The organism is Dysgonomonas sp. GY75, assembly GCF_015234155.1.
In the GTDB taxonomy this organism is placed as follows: Bacteria; Bacteroidota; Bacteroidia; order Bacteroidales; family Dysgonomonadaceae; genus Dysgonomonas; species Dysgonomonas gadei.
This window is the reverse complement of sequence record NZ_JADCLQ010000064.1, coordinates 25,711-45,919: the sequence shown is the minus strand read 5'-3', so window position 1 is coordinate 45,919 and position 20,209 is coordinate 25,711. Positions and strand designations below refer to the sequence as shown.

Genomic DNA, 20,209 nt, shown 5'->3' with positions numbered 1-20,209 from the left:
CATATTTATTGCCTTCGTATTTATCGACTAAACAATCAAAAGCTCTCTTGGGCAGAAATCTACATAATTGAGTAAAAACGTAATGTCCATTGTGCATTCCTACTATCATTTTGTTACTTCTAACAAAAATAGAGATTTGAAATGTACACGTAAAAAAAACGAATATTATTAATTGCATATCAAATAATTACATCGCTTGTTAATGTTTTTTAGTGGACACTAGTGTATGCAATACGCCCCTACATGAGACTGAAAACAACTTTAGGAATTTTGATGCGTTTGCCCTACTTTATATTACCTGACTGATACTTTTTAGGATTTTATATTTACATTCTCTTTCTTTCTTGTTATTTTTACAATTTATTAGTTATCTGAATGACTTATAAATAATAAAATTGATAATCAATATATGATCTACAGAGCTCTTACCCCTCAGGAAATAAATGCATTAAAGACACAATACTGTATTGCCGATAATTGGGATAATATAGAAGTTGCGGATAATTTTACACCGGATTATATCAGGCATGTAAATTTTTCGGGTAAAATAAAAATGGGTGTTTTCGAGGAAGAATTCTCTCTGCCGGGTGGATTAAAAAAGCATTCAGGTATCCACCATGCCTGTCTTCACAATTGTGAGCTGGGCAACAATGTACTGATAGAAAATATTCAGAATTATATTGCAAATTATAGGATCGGTAATAATGTACTCATCCAAAACATACACCATTTGTATGTAGATGGAGAAACGTCCTTTGGCAATGGCGTGGAAGTAAGTGTACTGAATGAGACGGGAGGACGTGAAGTTTTAATATATGATAAGCTAAGCGCGCATTTTGCATATATACTTTCGTTTTATCGTCATCGTCCGGTACTCACCAAAAAGTTACAGGATATGGTTATGGCATATGCCAGAGAAAATACCTCAACAACAGGTACCATCGGAAATAATGTAGCAATAGTAAATGCCGGTGCTATAAAAAATGTCCGTATAGGAGACTATGCCGTCATAGAAGGTGCCCGCCATTTAGAAAATGGAAGTATAAACAGCAATAAGCACGACCCTGTACATATCGGATATAGTGTAATGGCGAACGATTTCATCATATGTTCGGGTTCGCGAGTAGAAGACGGAACCATGCTCACCCGTTGTTTTATCGGCCAGGCATGTCAGTTAGGCCATACGTATTCGGCCAGCGATTCTTTATTTTTCAGTAATTGCCAGGGTGAGAACGGAGAAGCCTGCGCCTTATTTGCAGGGCCGTATACAGTTACACATCATAAATCGACGCTACTGATTGCCGGAATGTTTTCATTTATGAATGCCGGTTCGGGTTCCAATCAGAGTAATCATATGTATAAGTTGGGACCGATACATCAGGGAATTGTGGAACGTGGAGGCAAAACAACCAGTGATTCGTATATATTGTGGCCATCCCGGATCGGTGCGTTTTCTCTGATAATGGGACGCCACTATCACAATACCGACACGTCCAATATGCCGTTTTCCTATCTGATAGAAGATAAGAATGAAACAGTTTTAGTACCGGGTGTAAATTTGCGCAGTGTAGGTACTATCCGTGATGCACAAAAATTTCCGAAACGTGATAAGCGTAAAGATCCAGAGGTATTGGATCAGATCAACTTTAACCTGTTAAGTCCGTATACTGTACAGAAAATGTTCAAGGCAATATCTATATTAAGGGAGATGCTTGATACATGCGGCGAAGCCAGCGATTTTTATTCATATAAAGGTTGCCGCATTAAAAACTCGTCGCTGAATAAAGGCATAAAGCTTTATGACATGGCTATAAACAAGTTCTTAGGCAACTCTATAATATCCCGGCTGGGCAATTGTCCATGTACAAGCAACGAAGAGATTAGGAGTTATTTGAAACCCGATACGAATGTAGGCCTGTGTGTATGGAGCGATATAGGCGGTATGCTTGCCCCCCGTTCCGAAATAGATAAACTGATTGCAGATATAGAATCGGAGAAGATCACGCAAGTTTCGGAAATAAATGCCACTTTTGCCCAACTCCACAAAGATTATTATTCACTGGAATGGACATGGGCATGGGATAAGATACAGCAATACTACGGATTATCGTTGGAAACTATAACGGCGCAGGATATCATAAACATTGTTGAGCGTTGGAAAACAGTAGTAGTAAACCTTGATAAGATGATATACGAGGATGCCAAAAAGGAATTTTCTTTGTCTTCACGTACAGGCTTCGGTCTTGATGGCGACCGCAACCAGCAGAAAGATGATTTTGAACAAGTACGTGGCGTATTTGAAGAAAACGCTTTTGTAAAAGCTGTATTGACACATATAGATACGAAAACAAAACTGGGTAATGAAATAATAAGCCGACTGGAAAAGAGCGTGAAGTAATATTACACTTAATTAAAAACAAGACATAACTCTTGGACTTAAGGATAAAAATAAAAAAGCTCTAAAGTTTTACTTTAGAGCTTTTTTTAATTCTTTTGACCGATGATGCTATACTCTTATTTTTTAGGCTGAGTACGTTTTGCGTAACGGTTCATGAACTTATCAACACGTCCTGCAGTATCCACAAGTTTTTGTTTTCCTGTGTAGAATGGGTGGGACGAGCTGGTAATTTCAAGCTTTACCAGCGGATAAGTAACACCATCTATCTCGATAGTTTCCTTTGCATTGATAGTTGAACGTGAGATAAATACCTCATCATTTGACATATCTTTGAAAGCTACCGGACGGTAATTCTCTGGATGAATATCTTTCTTCATTTTATAGTAGTTTAAGTTATTTCTTCTTTTTCAGCCGACAAAGATAGGCCTTTTATCCTATTAAAACAAAATATTTCCCTCAAATTTAGGATAAATATATGAATATTTCTTTTGGATTTTTATCTATGTATATAGCTGTTAGCTCTTTGAAGTATTGATCAGTAAATTGGTAAGTTAGCATATTAGCAAATGAGTGATAAGTATTACATGTGTTACCTTTTAACAAGTAATGAGTTTTAAGTAATAAGTTGAAAGTTATATGAGACACGAGATATAGGTTGCTAACTGATGACTGTTCACTGACGAGATGCTTTGTTCTGCTCCGTATGACAAGCTAATTATTAATTTTTCATTCTTAATTATTAATTGTTTTCTGTGTCACCTTTGTTACTTTTTTATTCAGTGTTCTTCTGTCCATGCCTAGTGATATTCAGTGTAACAAAAAAAGGGTTGTGAAGAAAACGGACAAATAAAAAAGAAGAAAATAGTGTCAGATGTGTCAGATTTTAATACAATATAATTAATAAAATAAAAAAATAGTAACAACCACGAGATGCAAGATATGGATAAGCCAGTAAAAAAACTTATATATCATTATTTTGCTTACCCGTCTACTAAAAATGTAAAATGTGTCAAGTTTGTCAAGTTTTAAGGAATCCTTTACCTCTTTAATTTATTTACTAAATATGTGCCAATGTAATAAATTTTGCTTTCTTTTGTTCTATAAAAGGTTTTTGAATAAGTAAATATGAAAATCATGCGTAAATATATTTTATTATCAACAGCTATTGCATTTTCTCTATTATCGTGTAATAATAAAAAAAGTGCTTCAGATAATTCAACAGAAAATCAAACCGACGTTATCAATATGGAATCTATATCAGACGAAAACAGCATGTACCTTCTTGTCGGCACTTATACGGCAGGTGAAAGTGAGGGGATATATGTATATCAGTTCGATACGGTATCGGGATATTCTCAATATAAAAGCATGGTGAAAGTTGCAAACCCGTCTTACCTGACTGTTAGCAAGGACGAGAAATTTGTTTATGCCGTGACCGAAACAGGAGACAATACTGCTGCCGCCAATGCTTATTCTTTCGACAAGGCAAAAGGAGAATTGAAACATCTGAATACGGAACCAACTAAAGGAGCCGACCCTTGCTACATTTCGGTGGATGCCACGGGTAGGCATGTGGTTACGGCAAACTATTCGGGTGGTAACCTCAGCGTGTTTGGAGTGAAAGAAGATGGCTCGCTTAATGCGGCATCCCAGGTTATAAGTTTTAGCGGTAAAGGTGCAGATCCAGAACGTCAGGCAAAGCCACATATACACTGTGTAATGTTTTCTCCCGATGGAAAACATCTGTTTGCCGACGATTTGGGTACAGATAAGATACATAAATTCGATGTAAATCCAAATGCTACACGAGACTATCTGAAACAGGGAACCCCTCCATCATTTAAGGTTGCCGATGCATCAGGTCCACGCCATCTTGCATTTCACCCGAATGGTAAATATGCCTATCTCATAAATGAGTTGTCCGGTGCAGTAATCGCTTTTAATTATGACGGGATAAAGGGTGATCTTACCCAAATACAATCTATACAGGCAGATACACTCGATGCTAAGGGTAGTGCAGACATACACATATCTCCCGATGGCAAATTTCTGTATGCATCCAATCGTCTGAAAGGTGACGGGCTGGCCATATTTTCAATCAATCAGGCTGACGGGAAACTGACCAAGGCCGGCTATCAGGAAACTGGAATACATCCCCGTAATTTTGTAATTACACCGAATGGTAAATATCTGCTTGTGGCGAGCCGCGACAGCGATATAATCCAGATATTCCTCAGAAACGAAAACACCGGCCTACTGGAAGATACATTTAAAGATATAAAGCTGGATATGCCGGTGTGTCTTAAGTTTGTTTCTTTTAAATAGCTCAACCTTCTCCTGAAGCGTCTTCGGTTTGAGGGTCTTCGTTAAATTCATGTATGTTTACAACCCGGTTGACACGATAATGAGGCGATAGTATTTCTATACCTGCTTCTTTGAAAACATCCTGTATATTTTTACGGAGGTCAGAATATATATCGTTCATTTTATTGGCATCTTTGGTGAATACATTTAATTGATATTCCACATAGAAGTCCTCAAAAGCTGTCTGCATAATGAAAGGCTTTTGCTTCCGGTTCAGATTCTCGGTTTTATATGCAACCTTTAACAATAACTCATGTATCAGTCTCCAAGGTACATCATATCCGATAGTGACTGTTGTATAGAGGATTAAACCATACTGACTCGCTGAGAAAGAGTAATTGACTGTCTTCGTACTCATTACACTGGAATTGGGAATAGTGATCACCTCATTCTTAGCTGTTTTCACACGGGTTACCAAAGCCGTTTTTTCTATTACGTTGCCCACTGTATCGTCCATTTTCACACGGTCTCCTATTTTAAAAGGCCTCATATATGTAATCACAAACCCGGCTATGATATTCCCTATAACGGATGTGGAACCCAGCGATATCATTAACCCCAGGAATACAGATACGCCCTGAAATATCTGTGAGTCCGAGTTTGGGAGATAAGGGAATATCATGATGAATGTAAACACCATCAGTATGGCTATCACAATATTGTATGTAGGCTTCGCCCAATCGGGATAAAAACCTTTGAACGTAATTTTATTATCTGATATTTTATCTGTGATGGAACGTAGGAATTTCTTTACAAACCTGAATATAAAGGCTATGACTATTATTGTAAACAGATTTGGCAGATAATTTTTGATACTGACAGCAACTTTCTTTACCGGAGATATAACATAGTTGAGAAGTTGATCCGATATACCTGTTGTATGCGGGAATATTTTGAAAAACAATAGAGTACATACAAATAAGGATGCTACTATTAAGACAAAGCGCAGAATCTTGAGCAAGGCAAATATGATTTGCTCTGCTTTTTCAGCCTCAATTATACCAAACAGGCCTTTGACTTTCTTATGGCGTTGTTTGCGTACGAATATTTTCAATCTGCGGTAGCCATAGCGGAATCCCCGCAGGAAGAAATATTCCCCGGCAATTATCAGGATAACGAATAAGGCTTGCAATCCTATTCGTTTCCAGCCGGTTTCGTAGTGCCGCTTTTCGATAGCGCTGATTATAATATTGCGATACGAATCGGCCAGATCGAGCTTAGCCCTGCCATATATCTGGGCCTGTAGTGTATCTATACTGATTATAATTCTTGAATTCTGATACTTCTGGTCATCGTATACTATATTTATCTGGTCGCTAAACTCAACTAGCTTTAGCGAATCCGGATTAAAAAGAGGGTATTCTTCGAGCGATCTTATTTTATCTTCAATTGCTGATGCTCTTTGATCGACTGTAAATGAACCGACTCCACCATGTATCAGAAATAATGTATCGATGAAAGGTGCTACCGGTGCGCCCTTGGTCTGAGTTAAGACAATCTCGGTAGAATCAACCTTGGCTATAACAGGTTCTTTTTTGTTTGTAGTTCTTCTTTGGGCTGATGCATCTATTGTATGACATAAAATAGTGATGCATAGCAATGACATTAAGATGTTATATTTGCTCATAGTAGTTTTTTGCCTTTTTGCATATAACAAATATATATAAGTTAACTGATAAATCGTATAATAAGTAGATAATAAAATCTGAAAAATACTCTATAAATAGATATACAAATAAGCTCCCTGCATTTGTTCTATACAGGGAGCCTTATTATACAATCTTAATATCAACCTCTGCTTTTCATACTGTCCTCATCCGGATTTATCTTATTGAGAGCAGCTTTCACTTCTTTTTCGCTAATGATAGCGGGATAGGAACTATTGCTTTTATCCTTTCTGGCTTCCTCATAAGCTACAAAATCCTGTGGCGACTTTACTATTTCATTCTTTTTCATGACTGATGGTAGATTTAATTAAACATATATACTAAACACGACCACAATAATTTATGTTCAGTAGAGACAGTAAAAAAGGCGGGTGACTTATCATAAATCACCCGCCTTTGTCATCCGAACTGTGTTTAATTCTATTTACAAGATGACGCTTAAATTCGCTCTGTTTTCATATGTATAATTATCCTCTACATTCCTAGCATAATCCACTATTTTACTTACTGTTACCGTAGACTTTGGATTATTCAGTATATATTGCACATAGAATCCCCGTACATATCCATGAGGCAACTCCTTATACCCACTTGGTGGAGGCGTATCCAAATCCAGTTTCTTTATATCTGTCTGATTTGCGTTTATATATAGTTTGTAGCCAAGTTCAATATCGCTAAGCCTTCTGCACCAGCGTACATTCATCATATGATAGCTTAGAACATCCTTGGTATCCACATAGTCATGCAACATGACCACTCCCATCGATAATTCATCATTCCAAAGCTGCACAGCCATGTATGCAGAGTAAAATAGGTGGTAAATGTCCCCTTTCTTTCCATCTGTATAGCAACCGTTCGTAGGTCCCAAACCATTACACCACGGACCATCGCCGTTCAATCTGGCCCCTCCCGGCATCAGATTGAATTTATACTTGTTAGTCGTATTCTTTTTGTCAAACCAGTATGTCTTATAAGGGCCTCCTCCGGGATTTGCAATATCGTAGGCTAAAGGATTATCACCCGGTCTTGCTCCTAACGCAAATCGTACATCCCGTTCATTTAGCCGGGTGTGAGGAGCATCGTTTGTAGTATTGAACGGACACATAGCAAATAGTTGCCTGTAATCCTCCGGTGCTGGAATCTTCCACCCTTTGATATTTTGATTGTTTTGATCTCGCATTACACCATATTTATTCATATATAATATGCTTGGATAACTGTAGTATCTACCATAGCTTTTTTCAAAATCAGTGATATTTTGTAATTGAAATTGTGATGGCGCTATCCTGATACGTTCTACATATTTATCCAGAACATTCTGAGTAATCGGATAGATATTTTCAAAATCATTGCCCCACTTCACCGTATGGTAGAAGTTCTGATTTACCCAATAATATTCTCCCACACGTACAGCGTTATATTCGCCAAGAAGCTGATTACCCTCAGTGGTGTAAAAGTTGACCTTCATTGATTCAGGCAAAGTTCTGGTATTTTTGTCTATATACTGAAAGATGAAATCTTCTGAGTTCTTATTGAAATACAGATACTTCTTTTCTTTTTCATTCCCTACATAACCGCTGGGAGGCGTAACTTCTACTACTGTATAATTTCTTGCAGGTAGGTCTGTAACCTCAGTTTTGCCATTTGTGAGAGTATATGTGGCTACAACCTCATTGTTGTAATCGAGTACCTTATATGTCCCTCCACCAATAAATTCATTTGTTACAATATCTCTTGCCGAGATCGTGAAGTGGGCCATTTCCATATCGCCATTATCGGTGCATGCATACAATCCGATAAATGACAATAAGTAAATTATAATATTCTTCTTCATTATCCTTTTTCCTTTCCTTTTTATTTTATTCTATATAAAACCGTAGCTTGTAAAATAAAATGGTAAGGTACATGGTACATAGATGTGGTAGAATTTACATATCCGTCTGTCTTCCCAAGATAAACATGTTAACCGATTTATTTGTTTTTGGAATTTAAGTTAAAATGCAAAGAATTTCATCCCAATGAACTTTTTTAGCATTCCCGTATACCAACTGTAAAAGCAAAAAAAAGCGTTACTTATTTAAATAACGCTTTTTTCTATAATGAATAAATTTAATCAATAATAAGTTTCAGATACTGAATGATTCAATTCTATATATAAATGACCATTTTCGTCAAAGAAACGGATTTTATTTTCTCTTGATAACCAGCCTAATGCCATATTTATAAGAGAATCCTTAAAATCAGAGAGCTCTCCAATTTCCCTTATGGTTAACTTACCTTTTTCTGCCAGTAAATTCCATATTATACCTGCATTAATTCCAATGTCATTTTTCAGCATAATTTACTAGTTTTTAATTTATAAAATGAGTCATATTTCTTTATTATCGATCAGACTTAAAACAAATCCTCCTATCAATGCACCATAGCTGCAATTAACCCAACATTCGGCCGATAATGGATAAGTACCCCAATAACATGCAAAATAGAACCAATAGACAAAACCTATAATTATTCCGGCTAGTATGCCCAACAATATGGTACTATTATTCGATATGAAAGCCAATACCTTATTCATAATCAAAATTGTTTAGGGACGATTCCAATAAAATTGTCCAGTATGTACCGGTTCTGCAAGCATAGCAACTTTCGTTGGCTTAGATTCTTTCATGGCTTCGCGTATAGCTCTGGCAAACAGATTATTGATTTTGTGTCCGGGGCAATTTGCGATAATTTTCCCTTTTATAAAATGACCGACCAATGATATATCACCTATAATATCAAGTAGTTTATGTCTGGCCGGCTCGTTAGGATAAAGTAACGGCTTATTCATGATATATCCTAATTTATTGGCATCCTTTCTCTTCACTCCCATTACATCGGCAAGATGGTCGAGATTATCTTGTTCGATAGGTTTGTCGTATATCACGATAGCATTGTCCAAATCTCCGCCTTTAACCAGATTATTTTGTAGCAAAGGCTCTATTTCGCGGACAAAAACAAATGTCCGGGCAGAAGCAAAGTCTCTTGTAAATTCCGACAGATCGTTGAGGCTTGCATCCTGCCGCCTTAATAAAGCTGAATTGAATGAGATATGCGATTGAATACTGAATGAATCATCAGGCAATAAAAGCATCGAAGCCCCGGTAGCTTTATCTACCACTTTGATTCTTTTCCGCTTGAATGTTATATACTTTCTTACAGCATTCTGCTGTTGTATTCCTATTTCTTTTATTTTACTTACATAAGCTATGGAACTTCCATCCAGAATGGGAAATTCGGGAGCATCCACGTCTATCAGGCAGTTGTCTATTTCACATGCATACAATGCTGCCAATGCATGTTCTACAGTACTTACCTGTACCCCGTTGGCCGACAATACCGTACCTCGCTGTGTGGCCGATACGTTCTCGGCCAAGGCATCTATTACAGGCTGTCCCAACACATCGGTACGTCTGATTTTGTAACCATGGTTTTCAGGTGCAGGATTGAACGTGATGTTGATACTTAACCCGGTATGCAACCCTTTTCCACTCAGTGAAAAACTATTCTTTAAAGTTCTTTGATTAACCATAACAAATCTTTTTATTGTTTTTGTATCTTAAGGCATTGTTAATAAGCAGGCACCAGCAGAATATCCTCCACCGAACACCGATATGCATACCAGGTCTCCCGACCGGAACTTATCTGTATTCTGAGCATATACCAACAGAGCGCTGGCTGAGCCTGTGTTGCCCAATTCTTCTATATTGGATAATATTACATCGTCACTCAGATCGAGCTGTCTGGTTACATTTTTCAATATTCTCATATTAGCCTGATGGCCGATGAAATAAGTTAACCTGTCGAGAGAGTATCCGCTATTCTCCACTATTTCTTTCGTATTTTGTGATATGTAGTTACAAGCATACATAAATACATCTTTTCCATGCGGCATTTGTAACCCGCCATTAGCCGGAGTAAGGAAAACACCTTCTGGGCCTAATCCTACATGCCCCAGGCCCTGAGTCGTAATATCAATAATATGAGGGTCCTTTTCGGTTTGTGCTGTGTCGGAGAAGAAATATGCAACCGCACCATCTCCCCACAAATGTCCCGACATGCAATCGGTGTCATCCGAATAGGTCGAATTCCGGTCGGCACAAATCAACAAAGCCTTACTAGCTATTTGTGACGAAAAAAACGAGTATATAATTTCCATCGCATTGATAGCAGACGAACAGGCGGATGATACATAAAATACTTTAGCATCGGATATATTATATTCCCGTTGGATATAATGTCCGGCAGTAGCAATCGTATCGGACGGTGTGTACGAAGCAAATACTATCAGATCCACTTCATTGATATCGTATGGCAGTTTAGGCAAAGCATTATTTACAGCTTCTGCGCACATATAGTTCATTGTTTCTTTCTCGGTTGCCCGGGAACGTGAGCGTATACCGGTTCTTTGCAAAATCCAGTCACTGGTAAGACCGTTCACTTCTTTGAAATAGTCATTAGTAACTCTTGTGGGTGGGATATAGTACCCTGTTGCATTAATATACATATTCTGTATGTTTAAATTCTCAATATTGGTTTTCACATTCGGGATGACGCAGCAAATATTTTTTCCAAAAACGCCTGTTGTACAGATGTATTAGTTTCTGGCATATTTTTTCATCATATTTACGGATTTTTGAATATTCTTCACCAATATAATCCAGTGTATTATCATTGGCCTTGATACGTTTGAAGCTTCTGCAACTATCCAGCAAACTGATGTTTCTGAACGACATCCGGTTGAGGTCTACCAGATAAAACTGATAGCCGTCCTCGGTTGTTTTATAGAGGATATTTCCAGGTGAATAATCTTTATGAAATATTCCTTTCTTATGTATTTCGGCAGTGAACATTGTAAAGGCCTGTATCAATCCCTTACTTTCTTCTTCTGTTTGCCTATATACTTCTTTCATCGTGCCTTGTACCTCCTCATGTATGGAAATATAGTATGACTCCGACAATAATCTGTTTTCGCATATATCTATATATGCGATGGGCTCGGGTGTATTTATTCCCTTATCCAGGACATACCGTGCATTATTAAAAGATCTTTCAGCCTTAGACTTTCTGATATATTTATACACAAAGCGATTGATCTGTATAGGCCTTTTAAAAGATTTTACATTTACCATAAAACCATTTATCCGGAACAACTTGATTGTATTACGTGCATTATATACCAGTTCGCCTTCTTGAGAAAAAATCTCCGGGATCGAATGTATAAATTCCGAAAGTTCGTTATATTTAGGATTGATACATAGTTTCATTTTGTAACTCTGTTGTAAATGATTTTTAAATTAGACTCCGGAATAACTCCCAAAATCCGTTCTCTCTCTTTTCCTTCTTTGAATATCAGTATACTCGGAACCCCTGATATACGATACTCTGCTTCCAGAGCGGCAAATTCAGCAATGTTTACTTTATAATAGTTAATTTTTTCTCTATCGTCTACAGGTAATCGGTTGAGATTATACTCCATTTTGTCACACAATTCTGAATTTTCTTTATAAAAAAGTACAAATCCGGAACCTGTACGGATTGCTTCATCAAATGTTTTGTCATTCAGTTCTACAAAACGGCTGTCTTCAACATTACCCGGAATACTGTTTACAGCCCAGGTCCCCATAATATTTGTAACTATGCTTAATATTATAAGCATCAACCCGAAATGCCATGCCTGAAGTTTAAAAGTTTTCATTACCGTTTAGTTTAATAAAAAAATTTAATGCTGCGCTTCCCTACAGGAGCTATCAGCCATAGTTATGCTTCAAAAGATGCAATCGTACTAAACCTAGAAGAGACTATAAAAATCGGGTTTAATACATATTCCCACCCGGATATTCATCGAATATTTATCATAATCCAGCAAACTCTCACCGTATCCATGAAAGAAACGGGCAAAAATATACTGGTTCGCTTTCTCCGATATCCTGAAACTTGCCGTGAGTGTTGTATTGATATTGCCAAATCCTCTTTTGGGGTTTAAATCTGCGGATAACCACCATTTGTGTTTATCGCTTATATAGTTTATCGACAGGTAACCTAATCCTCTATAGTCGATCAGATCTTTATTATTGCCTCCGTCCACATAAGGTATCCAAAATTCACCGGATAAATTGAAGCGTGCGTTGAAATAATATTTCATGGATATGCTTAAATAATTCCAGCTACGCGAATCTTCCCCGTCGCGTCCGTTCGATTCATGCTTCAGTTGGGCAAACATTGCTCCCACCAGCTTTTTATCATGAAATATGTATTTCCCCAAACCCAAACCCGGGTTATAATTTGTATCCCTGAAAGGACTGGATTCAGCATATATATCCCAAAACGATCTCTGGGTATATGTCAGATAAGCAAATGTTTTGAACGGAAGCACACTCTTTGTCAGACGTTGTCTTATACTTATCTGAAAACTGGCGTCGGCCGAACTGTTCGTAATTTCCTCATTCAACGGTACTCCCGTCACAAAGTATGTATCTTTATATACTGCAAACGAAGGCATTCGGTCGGCCATTTTTACGGCTTCACTTTCCGATATTTCAAAATGTCTGGGTTTGAATATATTGGGATCCCGCATGGCTACATTATATTGCTCCCTGATACTGTCATTAGCATACAGCAAATCGTCCTGAGCTGATAGAGAGACTGATATTATTGCTAATAAAATAAATAAATAGATTTTCCGCATAAGTTAAAAAAATCAGCTAAATGATCCCTCACTTTTAGTTTTCTGAATATTTGTTACTATTAATCGAAGATAATTCCCCTATTAGTCGAAGATAAATTGATTAATGAATCTGTCGCTTGGTATATCTTCTTTACATTTTGTTCTGATCCCTATTTTATTCAGGATATTTTTTAGGTCGGAGTTGATTGTATCTGCATATACCAGACTGACTTTTTTAATGGCCATCAGTAACGAAAAGTAGTTATTCTCGGTACTTTCCAGTTTCAGGCTTTCAACACCTTTTACGCTTTCATCTTCTAATTCAAATAGGTTTACAGTTGTATTTTCTTGAACTCCTTTGCTGAGTGCCCCTTTTTGAGTGAGGATAGCTATTATTTTTTTCATAAAAGTTGTCATTTGATATATGAACAGTTGTTCATTTGTTTATAAAAAATAAATGCTCGATTTTATCGCATTAATGAACGATAGTTCACGGTCCTGTAAAAAAAATTAAGCTTTGATCAAGCAATATAAATAATCCATCACTTCTTTTCTTCTTTCCATATCCTTTACCACATTTGTCACAAATTGGGATTCGTCACAAGTCTGGTCCGAAGTTTCTTTTACCCCCGTATTATTAAATAGTATGCACATTATCTCAACATCAATATCAGCCCTGACCTGCTTGATTTCTATACTTTTAAGCAATGCTTTACGCCAGTGATCGAGCAAACGTCCATAGATAATCCTAAAGCGATTGACAAAATCCGGATAATGTTTCGCTGCTTGTATTATTAAAGCCGTGTAATTCAGAAAAACAGTATGCGTAACGCCTGCTCTCATAAATGCATTTGTTACGGTTTTCTGGCGCCTGTGCATGGCTTCAATTAATTCGGGTAATGTAATATCTCCTTTAATGCCATTGAGCATTTTGTCGAATATTTTGAAGAAATACTCGTCGATAACAGCAAAGAACAGTTCTTCTTTATTTTTAAAATACCGGTACATAGCTCCGCGAGACATCCCCAATTCCTCTTGCAGAACGGATATTGATGCACTATCATAACCTTTGTTCATAAAAACATCGAAAGCTCGTCTTAATATGTATTCTCTGCTATACTTCATTAATTAATCATTTTAAATACGTGAACAATCGTTCACAATACAAAATTGCGACATAAAATTCGATTGCACATTATTTTTAATGTTAAAAAATATTTTTAAATAGTATCAAAAACACATATTTCCGGTAAAGATTTGATTGATAGAGATAATTTATTTTTATTATCAGGTGTTAAACCTCCAGATTTTCTCTTCTCCATCGAATGTAACACCAAACAAAGCAGGCGAAGGCAAGCGCAGATAACTAAATTGTATATCCAACGCTATTTTGGCACCGGACAGTTTCTCTACTTTGGCATTCCATTCCAGGACTTTATCATACAATTCGTTTGTTTTAGCCATATCCGACCGAGAGATTGCATTATTCAACTTCTCTACAAGATTGCTTATTTCCAACTCTTCAAATTTCTTTGCAAGTTCGTTATATTTTTCCATGTAGCGTTTCGACAGTTCTTCGGTATCCATAAGTATCTCATTTAGATTGTTAATAATAGTATACGTATCTATATTCAACCGTGTTACTTTTTTCTATATTAAAATAACATTTCAATGAGAAATTAAGTTTAGAACCGAGCCAGAATAATTGATTGTAATACTCTTTAAACATCCTATTATTTCGTATTTTCCGGCTTTCTTCGTTAATTTGCATTTACAACCAATAGCTGATTATCTAGAATAACAAAATTAGTGGCAAAGAAAAATTTTTATGTAGTGTGGAATGGCGTAACTCCCGGGGTGTATTCGTCATGGAATGAGGCGAAAGCACAAATAGAAGGGTATGAGGGGGCTATTTATAAGTCTTTCCCCACCAAAGAGGAAGCGGAAAAAGCATATAATGATAATCCATGGCTATACATAGGAAAAAAAGCAGAAAAGAAGAAAGTCTCCATTCATAATATACCCGAAATCATAAAAAACAGCTTGTCTGTGGATGCCGCTTGCAGCGGAAATCCCGGCCTATTGGAATACAGAGGTGTGTACGTGCAGACCGGAGAACAGGTATTCCATCAGGGACCGTTTGAGAAAGGAACAAATAATATAGGTGAATTCCTGGCTCTGGTACATGGCCTGGCTTTGCTAAAACAGAAGAAGTTTAAAATCCCTATCTATTCGGATAGCGCCAATGCCATAAAATGGGTGAAAGAGAAAAAGTGTAAAACAAAATTGGAAAGACTACCCGAAAATGAATCTTTATTCTACATGATAGAACGTGCCGAGAAATGGCTGCGGGACAATACGTACACTACTCAGATAATAAAGTGGAAAACGGACGAATGGGGTGAAATCCCTGCCGATTTCGGACGAAAATGACTTTAAAACTAGCTAGTCCACGGATTCACTGACATTAGAAACCTCCATTTGTCCATATCATACTTATACAAGTAATATTTTCCATATGCACATTCGTACCCGCAGGTATAAACTTTGTAGATAATAACATATTCCTTATTACGCGAAAAAAGAGGTACGGAATAATAATTCACATCCGTATAATCTTTTTTCTTGACCGGTAGCATTTTTTTGCCGGACAAACCCTTATGCCAGACTGAATCCTTGATGGATATAAACTGTTCATAAAAATAATCTTTATCAGCCTGCGTAAACAGCGTATCCAGACCGGAGGATTTTTTGAACAAGTATTTATTGTCAGGTTCCAGATGACTGATATCGTATTCTCCTATATATTTGCTGATAAAGTTAGTTGTATCCCACGGTAGTATTTTAACAGATACTTTTTTGTTGTTCCTAAGAAACTTTATTTCAGATTTTTTATCATTACTGGTCATCCAGTTCAGGAAGCCGTAAATCTCCTCATCAGAAATAATAGTACTATAGGTATGAGTTTGTGCCTGTACAATACCGGATTGCACAAAAAAGATGATATAGAAAACAAGTAAACTTCTGAGCAGCATATCTATTTGAGTTTGTGTCAAAGATAATAAAAAATAAAGAATTAAGAATAACGTGTTTACCCGTATCTTGTATCTCGTCTACATGTAATTCGTAACTAATAACAAAACCATCAATCTCTACTTCCGATCGGCTAAAATAATTAACCTTTTGGAAATCATCAGATATAACTTTATATAAAAAAATTACTTATATTTTCTTACTTTTTCTTATTCCCGAACAGCAAAAAAATGCTACTTTTGCTTTTTGTAGTATTAATATTACATAGAACTATAAATAATAAAACAAACACGCATGGAAAGTAATGATTTGCTAATGCAAGTGACAGCCAAAGCCAAAACATGGCTATCAGACAAATACGATGAAGAGACAAGAAAAGAAGTGCAAGCATTATTAGACAAAGAGGATAAAACAGAGTTGATAGAGGCTTTCTACAAAGACCTTGAATTCGGAACAGGTGGTCTTCGTGGTATTATGGGAGTCGGTACCAACAGAGTTAATATATATACTATAGGGGCAGCTACACAAGGCCTGACTAACTATTTGCTGAAAGAATTTTCTTCGCTAAAACAGATAAAAGTAGTTATCGGACACGATTGTCGTAACAACAGCCGGAAATATGCTGAAATATCAGCTGACATTCTATCGGCTAACGGAATCAAAGCATATTTGTTCGAGGACCTGCGCCCTACACCGGAAGTATCATATGCGATCCGCAAACTGGGTTGCCAAAGTGGTATCATGATCACAGCATCTCATAATCCGAAAGCATATAATGGATATAAGGCGTACTGGGAAGACGGTGCACAGGTTATACCGCCACATGATAAAAACATTATTGCCGAAGTAAACCGTGTAAACGTTGAGAATATCAAGTTTAAAGGTAACAAAAGCCTGATAGAAATATTAGGTAAAGATATGGATGAAGCATATATAAAAGAGCTGAAAACCATATTGCTTTCACCTGATGCTATCAAACGTCACAGTGGAATCGGTATTGTATACACTCCGTTACACGGTACAGGATTTACTGTAATCCCCCAGGCTCTAAAAGCATCCGGATTTACAAACATCATCAATGTACCGGAACAGGACGTACTGAGTGGTGACTTCCCTACTGTTGTATCCCCAAATCCTGAAGATCCGGCAGCGATGGCCCTTGCCGTAAAAAAAGCAGTGGAAACAAATGCCGAACTGGTATTTGCCACAGATCCCGATGCCGACCGCTTCGGAGCTGGTATCCGCAACGATAAAGGGGAATTCATCCTACTGAATGGAAACCAGACAATGTTAATCCTTATCTATTACATAATTACCCGCAAAAGAGAACTTGGACAACTTACCGGAAAGGAATATACTGTGCGTACAATTGTAACCAGCGCCCTAACCCAGGTAGTGTCGGAGAAAAACGGTGTAGAAATGTTCGAGTGCTATACAGGATTCAAATGGATTGCTGCTATTATGCGCGAGCTTGAAGGTAAGCGTCAATATATAGGAGGAGGAGAAGAAAGCTATGGTTTCCTTGCCGAAGACTTTGTTCGCGATAAGGATTCCGTATCGGCAGCTATGCTCTTCGGTGAAATCGCAGCATGGGCAAAAGACAATGGAAAAACGTTGTACGAAATGCTTCAGGACATCTATGTAGAGTACGGATTCTCTAAGGAAAAGGGTATTTCGGTAACTAAGGAAGGACGCAGTGGTGCAGAGGAAATAGAAGCTATGATGAAAAACTTCAGAGAAAACCCAATCAAACAGATTGCAGGCTCTAAGGTGACGCTCATCAAAGACTTTGTAACACTGAAGGCTCAGGATCTGGCTATCAATGAAGAATATACATTGGAAATGCCTACCACATCAAACGTATTGCAATACTTTACTGAAGACGGAACTAAAATATCTATCCGTCCTTCCGGTACAGAACCGAAAATTAAGTTCTATATAGAGGTTAAAGCAAAATTGAAATCCAGAGCTGACTACAATGCCGTAGATGCCAGTACAGAAAAGAAGATAGAACAAGTCTGTAAAGACTTGGGAATCTAAAAAAATACTAAGCAGAGCCGGATGGTAATAATCCGGCTCTTTTACCTGATATATTTGCGAAAATAATGTCACTGAATTGATTTTTATCCTTCAAAAACTGAATTCCTAAATAAATGCTCACAGTGAACAACAATTATTGAATCAAGATTGTTATGAAATATCTAAAGGATTCACACTAATAACACATTAACAATTAAACTGGAATATTTTAGCAAAGGATTGTAAAAAGACTCATATCCTCTCTGCTTCACAAAACCTCTTCTGTTTATTTCCGTAAAACATGTTTTATAACAGGTTTTTTTATAAAAAATGTTAAGAAAGTAATTTTTACTTACTATCCTATAAACTTATTATAAGTACACTTACTATATTTGTGCCGAATTTAAAAAAAATAGATTAAATGGAAGTAAACTGCAAATTAGGGAATCCAAATGAGGAGGTGGGATATCTAATATGGCGTGTTTCCAAATTCTGGCAAAGAGGTAAACACAAGGTATTAGATGAATTTGGACTAACAACATCACAAATGGAATTATTAGGTGCTATATATCATATGTCGAGGCAGCAAAAAGAGGCCACACAGATCGTTTTATCGCAGGAAACGGAAATAGACCCTATGACTACTTCCACAATATTAAGAAATCTTGAAAGAAAGGGATTAATAAGCAGACGGGAAAGCGCAACTGATACAAGGGCCCGCATTGTAGAACTAACAGAAGCAGGAAAGGAACTTTTCGAAAAAGCAGTTGCCAAAGTAAAAAGCGGGCAAGAGCTTCTATTCAAAAACATCGATGTAGAAGTATTAAAGACACAATTAAGTATCCTTTTACAGGAGATGGACAGATTAAGTAAATCAAACAACTAAATAAATATAGGTATGAATGTGAAAAAGATTGTTATCGGAGCAATGGCTCTATTGGTTATGGTATCTTGTGGGAACAAGAACTCCAACCCTTTCGGAGGTGGAGATAAAACTCCTCAGGAATATCCGACACAGGTATTAAGTATACAGGACACAGAATTGGAAACTGTTTATCCGGTGACTATAAAAGGACAGGAAGATGTTGAAATCAGACCTCGTATCGATGGTTTTATAGATGCTGTTTATGTAGATGAAGGAGCAGTAGTGAAAAAGGGACAGATCTTATTTAAAATCAATTCCCCTACAGCCGAACAAGCTTTGAGAACAGCACAGGCTGCAGTTGAAAGTTCGAAAGCACAGGTGAGTACAGCTCAGTTGAATGTTGACAGATTCAAACCTTTGGCCGAACAAGGTATTGTAAGCCAGGTGCAACTCGATACTTACCAAAACACATTGCTTACATCAAAAGCAACTTTGGCTCAAACTCAGGCTCAACTAGCAAGTGCGCAGGCACAGATGAGTTGGACCAATGTATCCAGTCCGGTAGATGGTGTTGTAGGTACGATCAATTATCGTCAGGGTAGCTTGGTTAATAATAGCAATACTCTGACTACAGTATCGAGCACAGGAAATGTATTTGCGTATTTCTCATTGAATGAGAAAGACCTCGTTACTTTATTGGCAGACCTGCCGGGTAAAACTCAGGCTGAGAAAATAAACAACCTGCCTGCAGTTACCCTGAAAATGGCAGATGGCACTGTATATGAAGAGAAAGGTAAGATAAAAACAATTTCCGGATCGGTAAGTGTATCAACCGGATCTGCAAACTTCAGGGCTGAGTTTCCAAATCCTCACGGAGTGTTGAGAAGCGGATTCAGCGGAAACCTGTCTATTCCTCAGCACGTAGAAGAGGCCATAGTAATACCTCAGGCAGCCACATTTACAAAACAAAATAAACGTCTGGTTTATAAAGTAGTGAGCGATTCTATTGCTGTACAAACACTAATTGATGTTACTGCTACACCTGACGGGAAAAGCTATGTTGTAACAAACGGCCTTTCATCTGGTGAGCGTATTGTAACAGGTGGAGTTGCCACTCTGTCTGATAGTACAACAATCATCGTGAAAAAATAAGACAA

The 20,209-nt window shown here is 37.3% G+C and carries 21 protein-coding genes and 1 pseudogene; 6 read left to right on the top strand and 16 right to left on the bottom strand.

The window, feature by feature from the left end; translation table 11 throughout:
• On the bottom strand, window positions 1–97 hold a 97-nt coding region (locus tag IR083_RS23155; RefSeq protein WP_194226095.1), incomplete at its 3' end, for a DUF4372 domain-containing protein.
• Between the two features lie 312 nt (window positions 98–409).
• Here IR083_RS23155 and IR083_RS23150 point away from each other — a divergent pair.
• Window positions 410–2,398, top strand: a complete 1,989-nt coding sequence (locus IR083_RS23150; protein ID WP_006799437.1) for a DUF4954 family protein — start codon at window positions 410–412, stop codon at window positions 2,396–2,398.
• A 116-nt stretch (window positions 2,399–2,514) separates the two neighbouring features.
• Here IR083_RS23150 and IR083_RS23145 read toward each other — a convergent pair whose 3' ends face one another.
• Entirely contained in the window at window positions 2,515–2,775 is a 261-nt protein-coding gene (locus IR083_RS23145) for a type B 50S ribosomal protein L31 (RefSeq protein WP_006799438.1), read from the bottom strand.
• Window positions 2,776–3,532: 757 nt separating this feature from the next.
• Here IR083_RS23145 and IR083_RS23140 point away from each other — a divergent pair.
• Window positions 3,533–4,723 (top strand): lactonase family protein, encoded by a 1,191-nt coding sequence (locus IR083_RS23140; protein WP_044215933.1) that lies wholly within the window; start codon window positions 3,533–3,535, stop codon window positions 4,721–4,723.
• A gap of 1 nt (window position 4,724) precedes the next feature.
• Here IR083_RS23140 and IR083_RS23135 read toward each other — a convergent pair whose 3' ends face one another.
• The 13 genes and pseudogenes from IR083_RS23135 to IR083_RS23075 form a co-directional block, all read right to left on the bottom strand.
• Complete coding sequence (locus tag IR083_RS23135) at window positions 4,725–6,389, bottom strand: mechanosensitive ion channel family protein (RefSeq protein ID WP_006799440.1); 1,665 nt, start codon at window positions 6,387–6,389, stop codon at window positions 4,725–4,727.
• 161 nt (window positions 6,390–6,550) lie between these two features.
• A complete protein-coding gene (locus IR083_RS23130; RefSeq protein WP_006799441.1) occupies window positions 6,551–6,718 on the bottom strand; it encodes a hypothetical protein in 168 nt (55 codons plus the stop codon).
• Window positions 6,719–6,853: 135 nt separating this feature from the next.
• Window positions 6,854–8,263 carry a collagen binding domain-containing protein gene (locus IR083_RS23125; protein ID WP_194226092.1) on the bottom strand — a complete coding sequence of 470 codons (1,410 nt, stop codon included), beginning with the start codon at window positions 8,261–8,263 and terminating at the stop codon, window positions 6,854–6,856.
• 279 nt (window positions 8,264–8,542) lie between these two features.
• Complete coding sequence (locus tag IR083_RS23120; protein ID WP_006799443.1) at window positions 8,543–8,767, bottom strand: winged helix-turn-helix domain-containing protein; 225 nt, start codon at window positions 8,765–8,767, stop codon at window positions 8,543–8,545.
• A gap of 30 nt (window positions 8,768–8,797) precedes the next feature.
• On the bottom strand, window positions 8,798–9,004 hold the full coding sequence (locus IR083_RS23115; protein ID WP_006799444.1) for a hypothetical protein: 207 nt from the start codon (window positions 9,002–9,004) through the stop codon (window positions 8,798–8,800).
• Window positions 9,005–9,082: 78 nt separating this feature from the next.
• Window positions 9,083–10,000: pseudogene (locus tag IR083_RS23110) on the bottom strand (UDP-3-O-acyl-N-acetylglucosamine deacetylase); the annotation flags it as partial.
• A 27-nt stretch (window positions 10,001–10,027) separates the two neighbouring features.
• The gene (locus IR083_RS23105; RefSeq protein ID WP_006799446.1) at window positions 10,028–10,975 is read right to left on the bottom strand and encodes a 3-oxoacyl-ACP synthase III family protein; all 948 of its coding nucleotides are present in this window, start codon (window positions 10,973–10,975) and stop codon (window positions 10,028–10,030) included.
• A gap of 19 nt (window positions 10,976–10,994) precedes the next feature.
• Window positions 10,995–11,735: a lipopolysaccharide kinase InaA family protein gene (locus IR083_RS23100; protein WP_194226090.1), complete on the bottom strand. Its 741-nt coding sequence runs from the start codon at window positions 11,733–11,735 to the stop codon at window positions 10,995–10,997.
• Window positions 11,732–12,166, bottom strand: coding sequence for a thioredoxin family protein (locus tag IR083_RS23095; RefSeq protein ID WP_194226089.1), 435 nt, complete (start codon window positions 12,164–12,166; stop codon window positions 11,732–11,734). The genes IR083_RS23100 and IR083_RS23095 overlap by 4 nt, the downstream gene beginning before the upstream one ends.
• A gap of 93 nt (window positions 12,167–12,259) precedes the next feature.
• On the bottom strand, window positions 12,260–13,156 hold the full coding sequence (locus IR083_RS23090; RefSeq protein WP_194226088.1) for a phospholipase A: 897 nt from the start codon (window positions 13,154–13,156) through the stop codon (window positions 12,260–12,262).
• An 81-nt stretch (window positions 13,157–13,237) separates the two neighbouring features.
• Window positions 13,238–13,540 carry a hypothetical protein gene (locus IR083_RS23085; RefSeq protein WP_194226087.1) on the bottom strand — a complete coding sequence of 101 codons (303 nt, stop codon included), beginning with the start codon at window positions 13,538–13,540 and terminating at the stop codon, window positions 13,238–13,240.
• Window positions 13,541–13,645: 105 nt separating this feature from the next.
• A complete protein-coding gene (locus IR083_RS23080; protein ID WP_006799451.1) occupies window positions 13,646–14,260 on the bottom strand; it encodes a TetR/AcrR family transcriptional regulator in 615 nt (204 codons plus the stop codon).
• 162 nt (window positions 14,261–14,422) lie between these two features.
• Window positions 14,423–14,722 carry a hypothetical protein gene (locus IR083_RS23075; protein ID WP_006799452.1) on the bottom strand — a complete coding sequence of 100 codons (300 nt, stop codon included), beginning with the start codon at window positions 14,720–14,722 and terminating at the stop codon, window positions 14,423–14,425.
• 222 nt (window positions 14,723–14,944) lie between these two features.
• On the opposite strand from IR083_RS23075, the gene IR083_RS23070 reads away from it, so the two are divergent.
• Complete coding sequence (locus IR083_RS23070) at window positions 14,945–15,568, top strand: viroplasmin family protein (protein ID WP_006799453.1); 624 nt, start codon at window positions 14,945–14,947, stop codon at window positions 15,566–15,568.
• 8 nt (window positions 15,569–15,576) lie between these two features.
• Here the strand turns inward: IR083_RS23070 and IR083_RS23065 are convergent, their stop codons facing one another.
• The gene (locus IR083_RS23065; RefSeq protein ID WP_194226086.1) at window positions 15,577–16,170 is read right to left on the bottom strand and encodes a hypothetical protein; all 594 of its coding nucleotides are present in this window, start codon (window positions 16,168–16,170) and stop codon (window positions 15,577–15,579) included.
• A 292-nt stretch (window positions 16,171–16,462) separates the two neighbouring features.
• Between IR083_RS23065 and IR083_RS23060 the strand changes: the two genes are divergently transcribed.
• The 3 genes from IR083_RS23060 to IR083_RS23050 all read left to right on the top strand — a co-directional run bounded on the left by IR083_RS23060 (window position 16,463) and on the right by IR083_RS23050 (window position 20,204).
• Window positions 16,463–18,208: a phospho-sugar mutase gene (locus IR083_RS23060; protein WP_006799455.1), complete on the top strand. Its 1,746-nt coding sequence runs from the start codon at window positions 16,463–16,465 to the stop codon at window positions 18,206–18,208.
• Window positions 18,209–18,608: 400 nt separating this feature from the next.
• Entirely contained in the window at window positions 18,609–19,073 is a 465-nt protein-coding gene (locus IR083_RS23055) for a MarR family winged helix-turn-helix transcriptional regulator (RefSeq protein WP_006799456.1), read from the top strand.
• 12 nt (window positions 19,074–19,085) lie between these two features.
• Window positions 19,086–20,204 (top strand): efflux RND transporter periplasmic adaptor subunit, encoded by a 1,119-nt coding sequence (locus IR083_RS23050; protein ID WP_006799457.1) that lies wholly within the window; start codon window positions 19,086–19,088, stop codon window positions 20,202–20,204.
• Window positions 20,205–20,209 lie beyond the last annotated feature (5 nt).

Excerpts from the sequence above, each read along its gene's own strand:
- IR083_RS23150 (WP_006799437.1), top strand. The coding sequence starts at position 410 with ATGATCTACAGAGCTCTTACCCCTCAGGAAATAAATGCATTAAAGACA.
- IR083_RS23145 (WP_006799438.1), bottom strand. The coding sequence starts at position 2,775 with ATGAAGAAAGATATTCATCCAGAGAATTACCGTCCGGTAGCTTTCAAA.
- IR083_RS23140 (WP_044215933.1), top strand. The coding sequence starts at position 3,533 with ATGCGTAAATATATTTTATTATCAACAGCTATTGCATTTTCTCTATTA.
- IR083_RS23135 (WP_006799440.1), bottom strand. The coding sequence starts at position 6,389 with ATGAGCAAATATAACATCTTAATGTCATTGCTATGCATCACTATTTTA.
- IR083_RS23130 (WP_006799441.1), bottom strand. The coding sequence starts at position 6,718 with ATGAAAAAGAATGAAATAGTAAAGTCGCCACAGGATTTTGTAGCTTAT.
- IR083_RS23125 (WP_194226092.1), bottom strand. The coding sequence starts at position 8,263 with ATGAAGAAGAATATTATAATTTACTTATTGTCATTTATCGGATTGTAT.
- IR083_RS23120 (WP_006799443.1), bottom strand. The coding sequence starts at position 8,767 with ATGCTGAAAAATGACATTGGAATTAATGCAGGTATAATATGGAATTTA.
- IR083_RS23115 (WP_006799444.1), bottom strand. The coding sequence starts at position 9,004 with ATGAATAAGGTATTGGCTTTCATATCGAATAATAGTACCATATTGTTG.
- IR083_RS23105 (WP_006799446.1), bottom strand. The coding sequence starts at position 10,975 with ATGTATATTAATGCAACAGGGTACTATATCCCACCCACAAGAGTTACT.
- IR083_RS23100 (WP_194226090.1), bottom strand. The coding sequence starts at position 11,735 with ATGAAACTATGTATCAATCCTAAATATAACGAACTTTCGGAATTTATA.
- IR083_RS23095 (WP_194226089.1), bottom strand. The coding sequence starts at position 12,166 with ATGAAAACTTTTAAACTTCAGGCATGGCATTTCGGGTTGATGCTTATA.
- IR083_RS23090 (WP_194226088.1), bottom strand. The coding sequence starts at position 13,156 with ATGCGGAAAATCTATTTATTTATTTTATTAGCAATAATATCAGTCTCT.
- IR083_RS23085 (WP_194226087.1), bottom strand. The coding sequence starts at position 13,540 with ATGAAAAAAATAATAGCTATCCTCACTCAAAAAGGGGCACTCAGCAAA.
- IR083_RS23080 (WP_006799451.1), bottom strand. The coding sequence starts at position 14,260 with ATGAAGTATAGCAGAGAATACATATTAAGACGAGCTTTCGATGTTTTT.
- IR083_RS23075 (WP_006799452.1), bottom strand. The coding sequence starts at position 14,722 with ATGGATACCGAAGAACTGTCGAAACGCTACATGGAAAAATATAACGAA.
- IR083_RS23065 (WP_194226086.1), bottom strand. The coding sequence starts at position 16,170 with ATGCTGCTCAGAAGTTTACTTGTTTTCTATATCATCTTTTTTGTGCAA.
- IR083_RS23060 (WP_006799455.1), top strand. The coding sequence starts at position 16,463 with ATGGAAAGTAATGATTTGCTAATGCAAGTGACAGCCAAAGCCAAAACA.
- IR083_RS23055 (WP_006799456.1), top strand. The coding sequence starts at position 18,609 with ATGGAAGTAAACTGCAAATTAGGGAATCCAAATGAGGAGGTGGGATAT.
- IR083_RS23050 (WP_006799457.1), top strand. The coding sequence starts at position 19,086 with ATGAATGTGAAAAAGATTGTTATCGGAGCAATGGCTCTATTGGTTATG.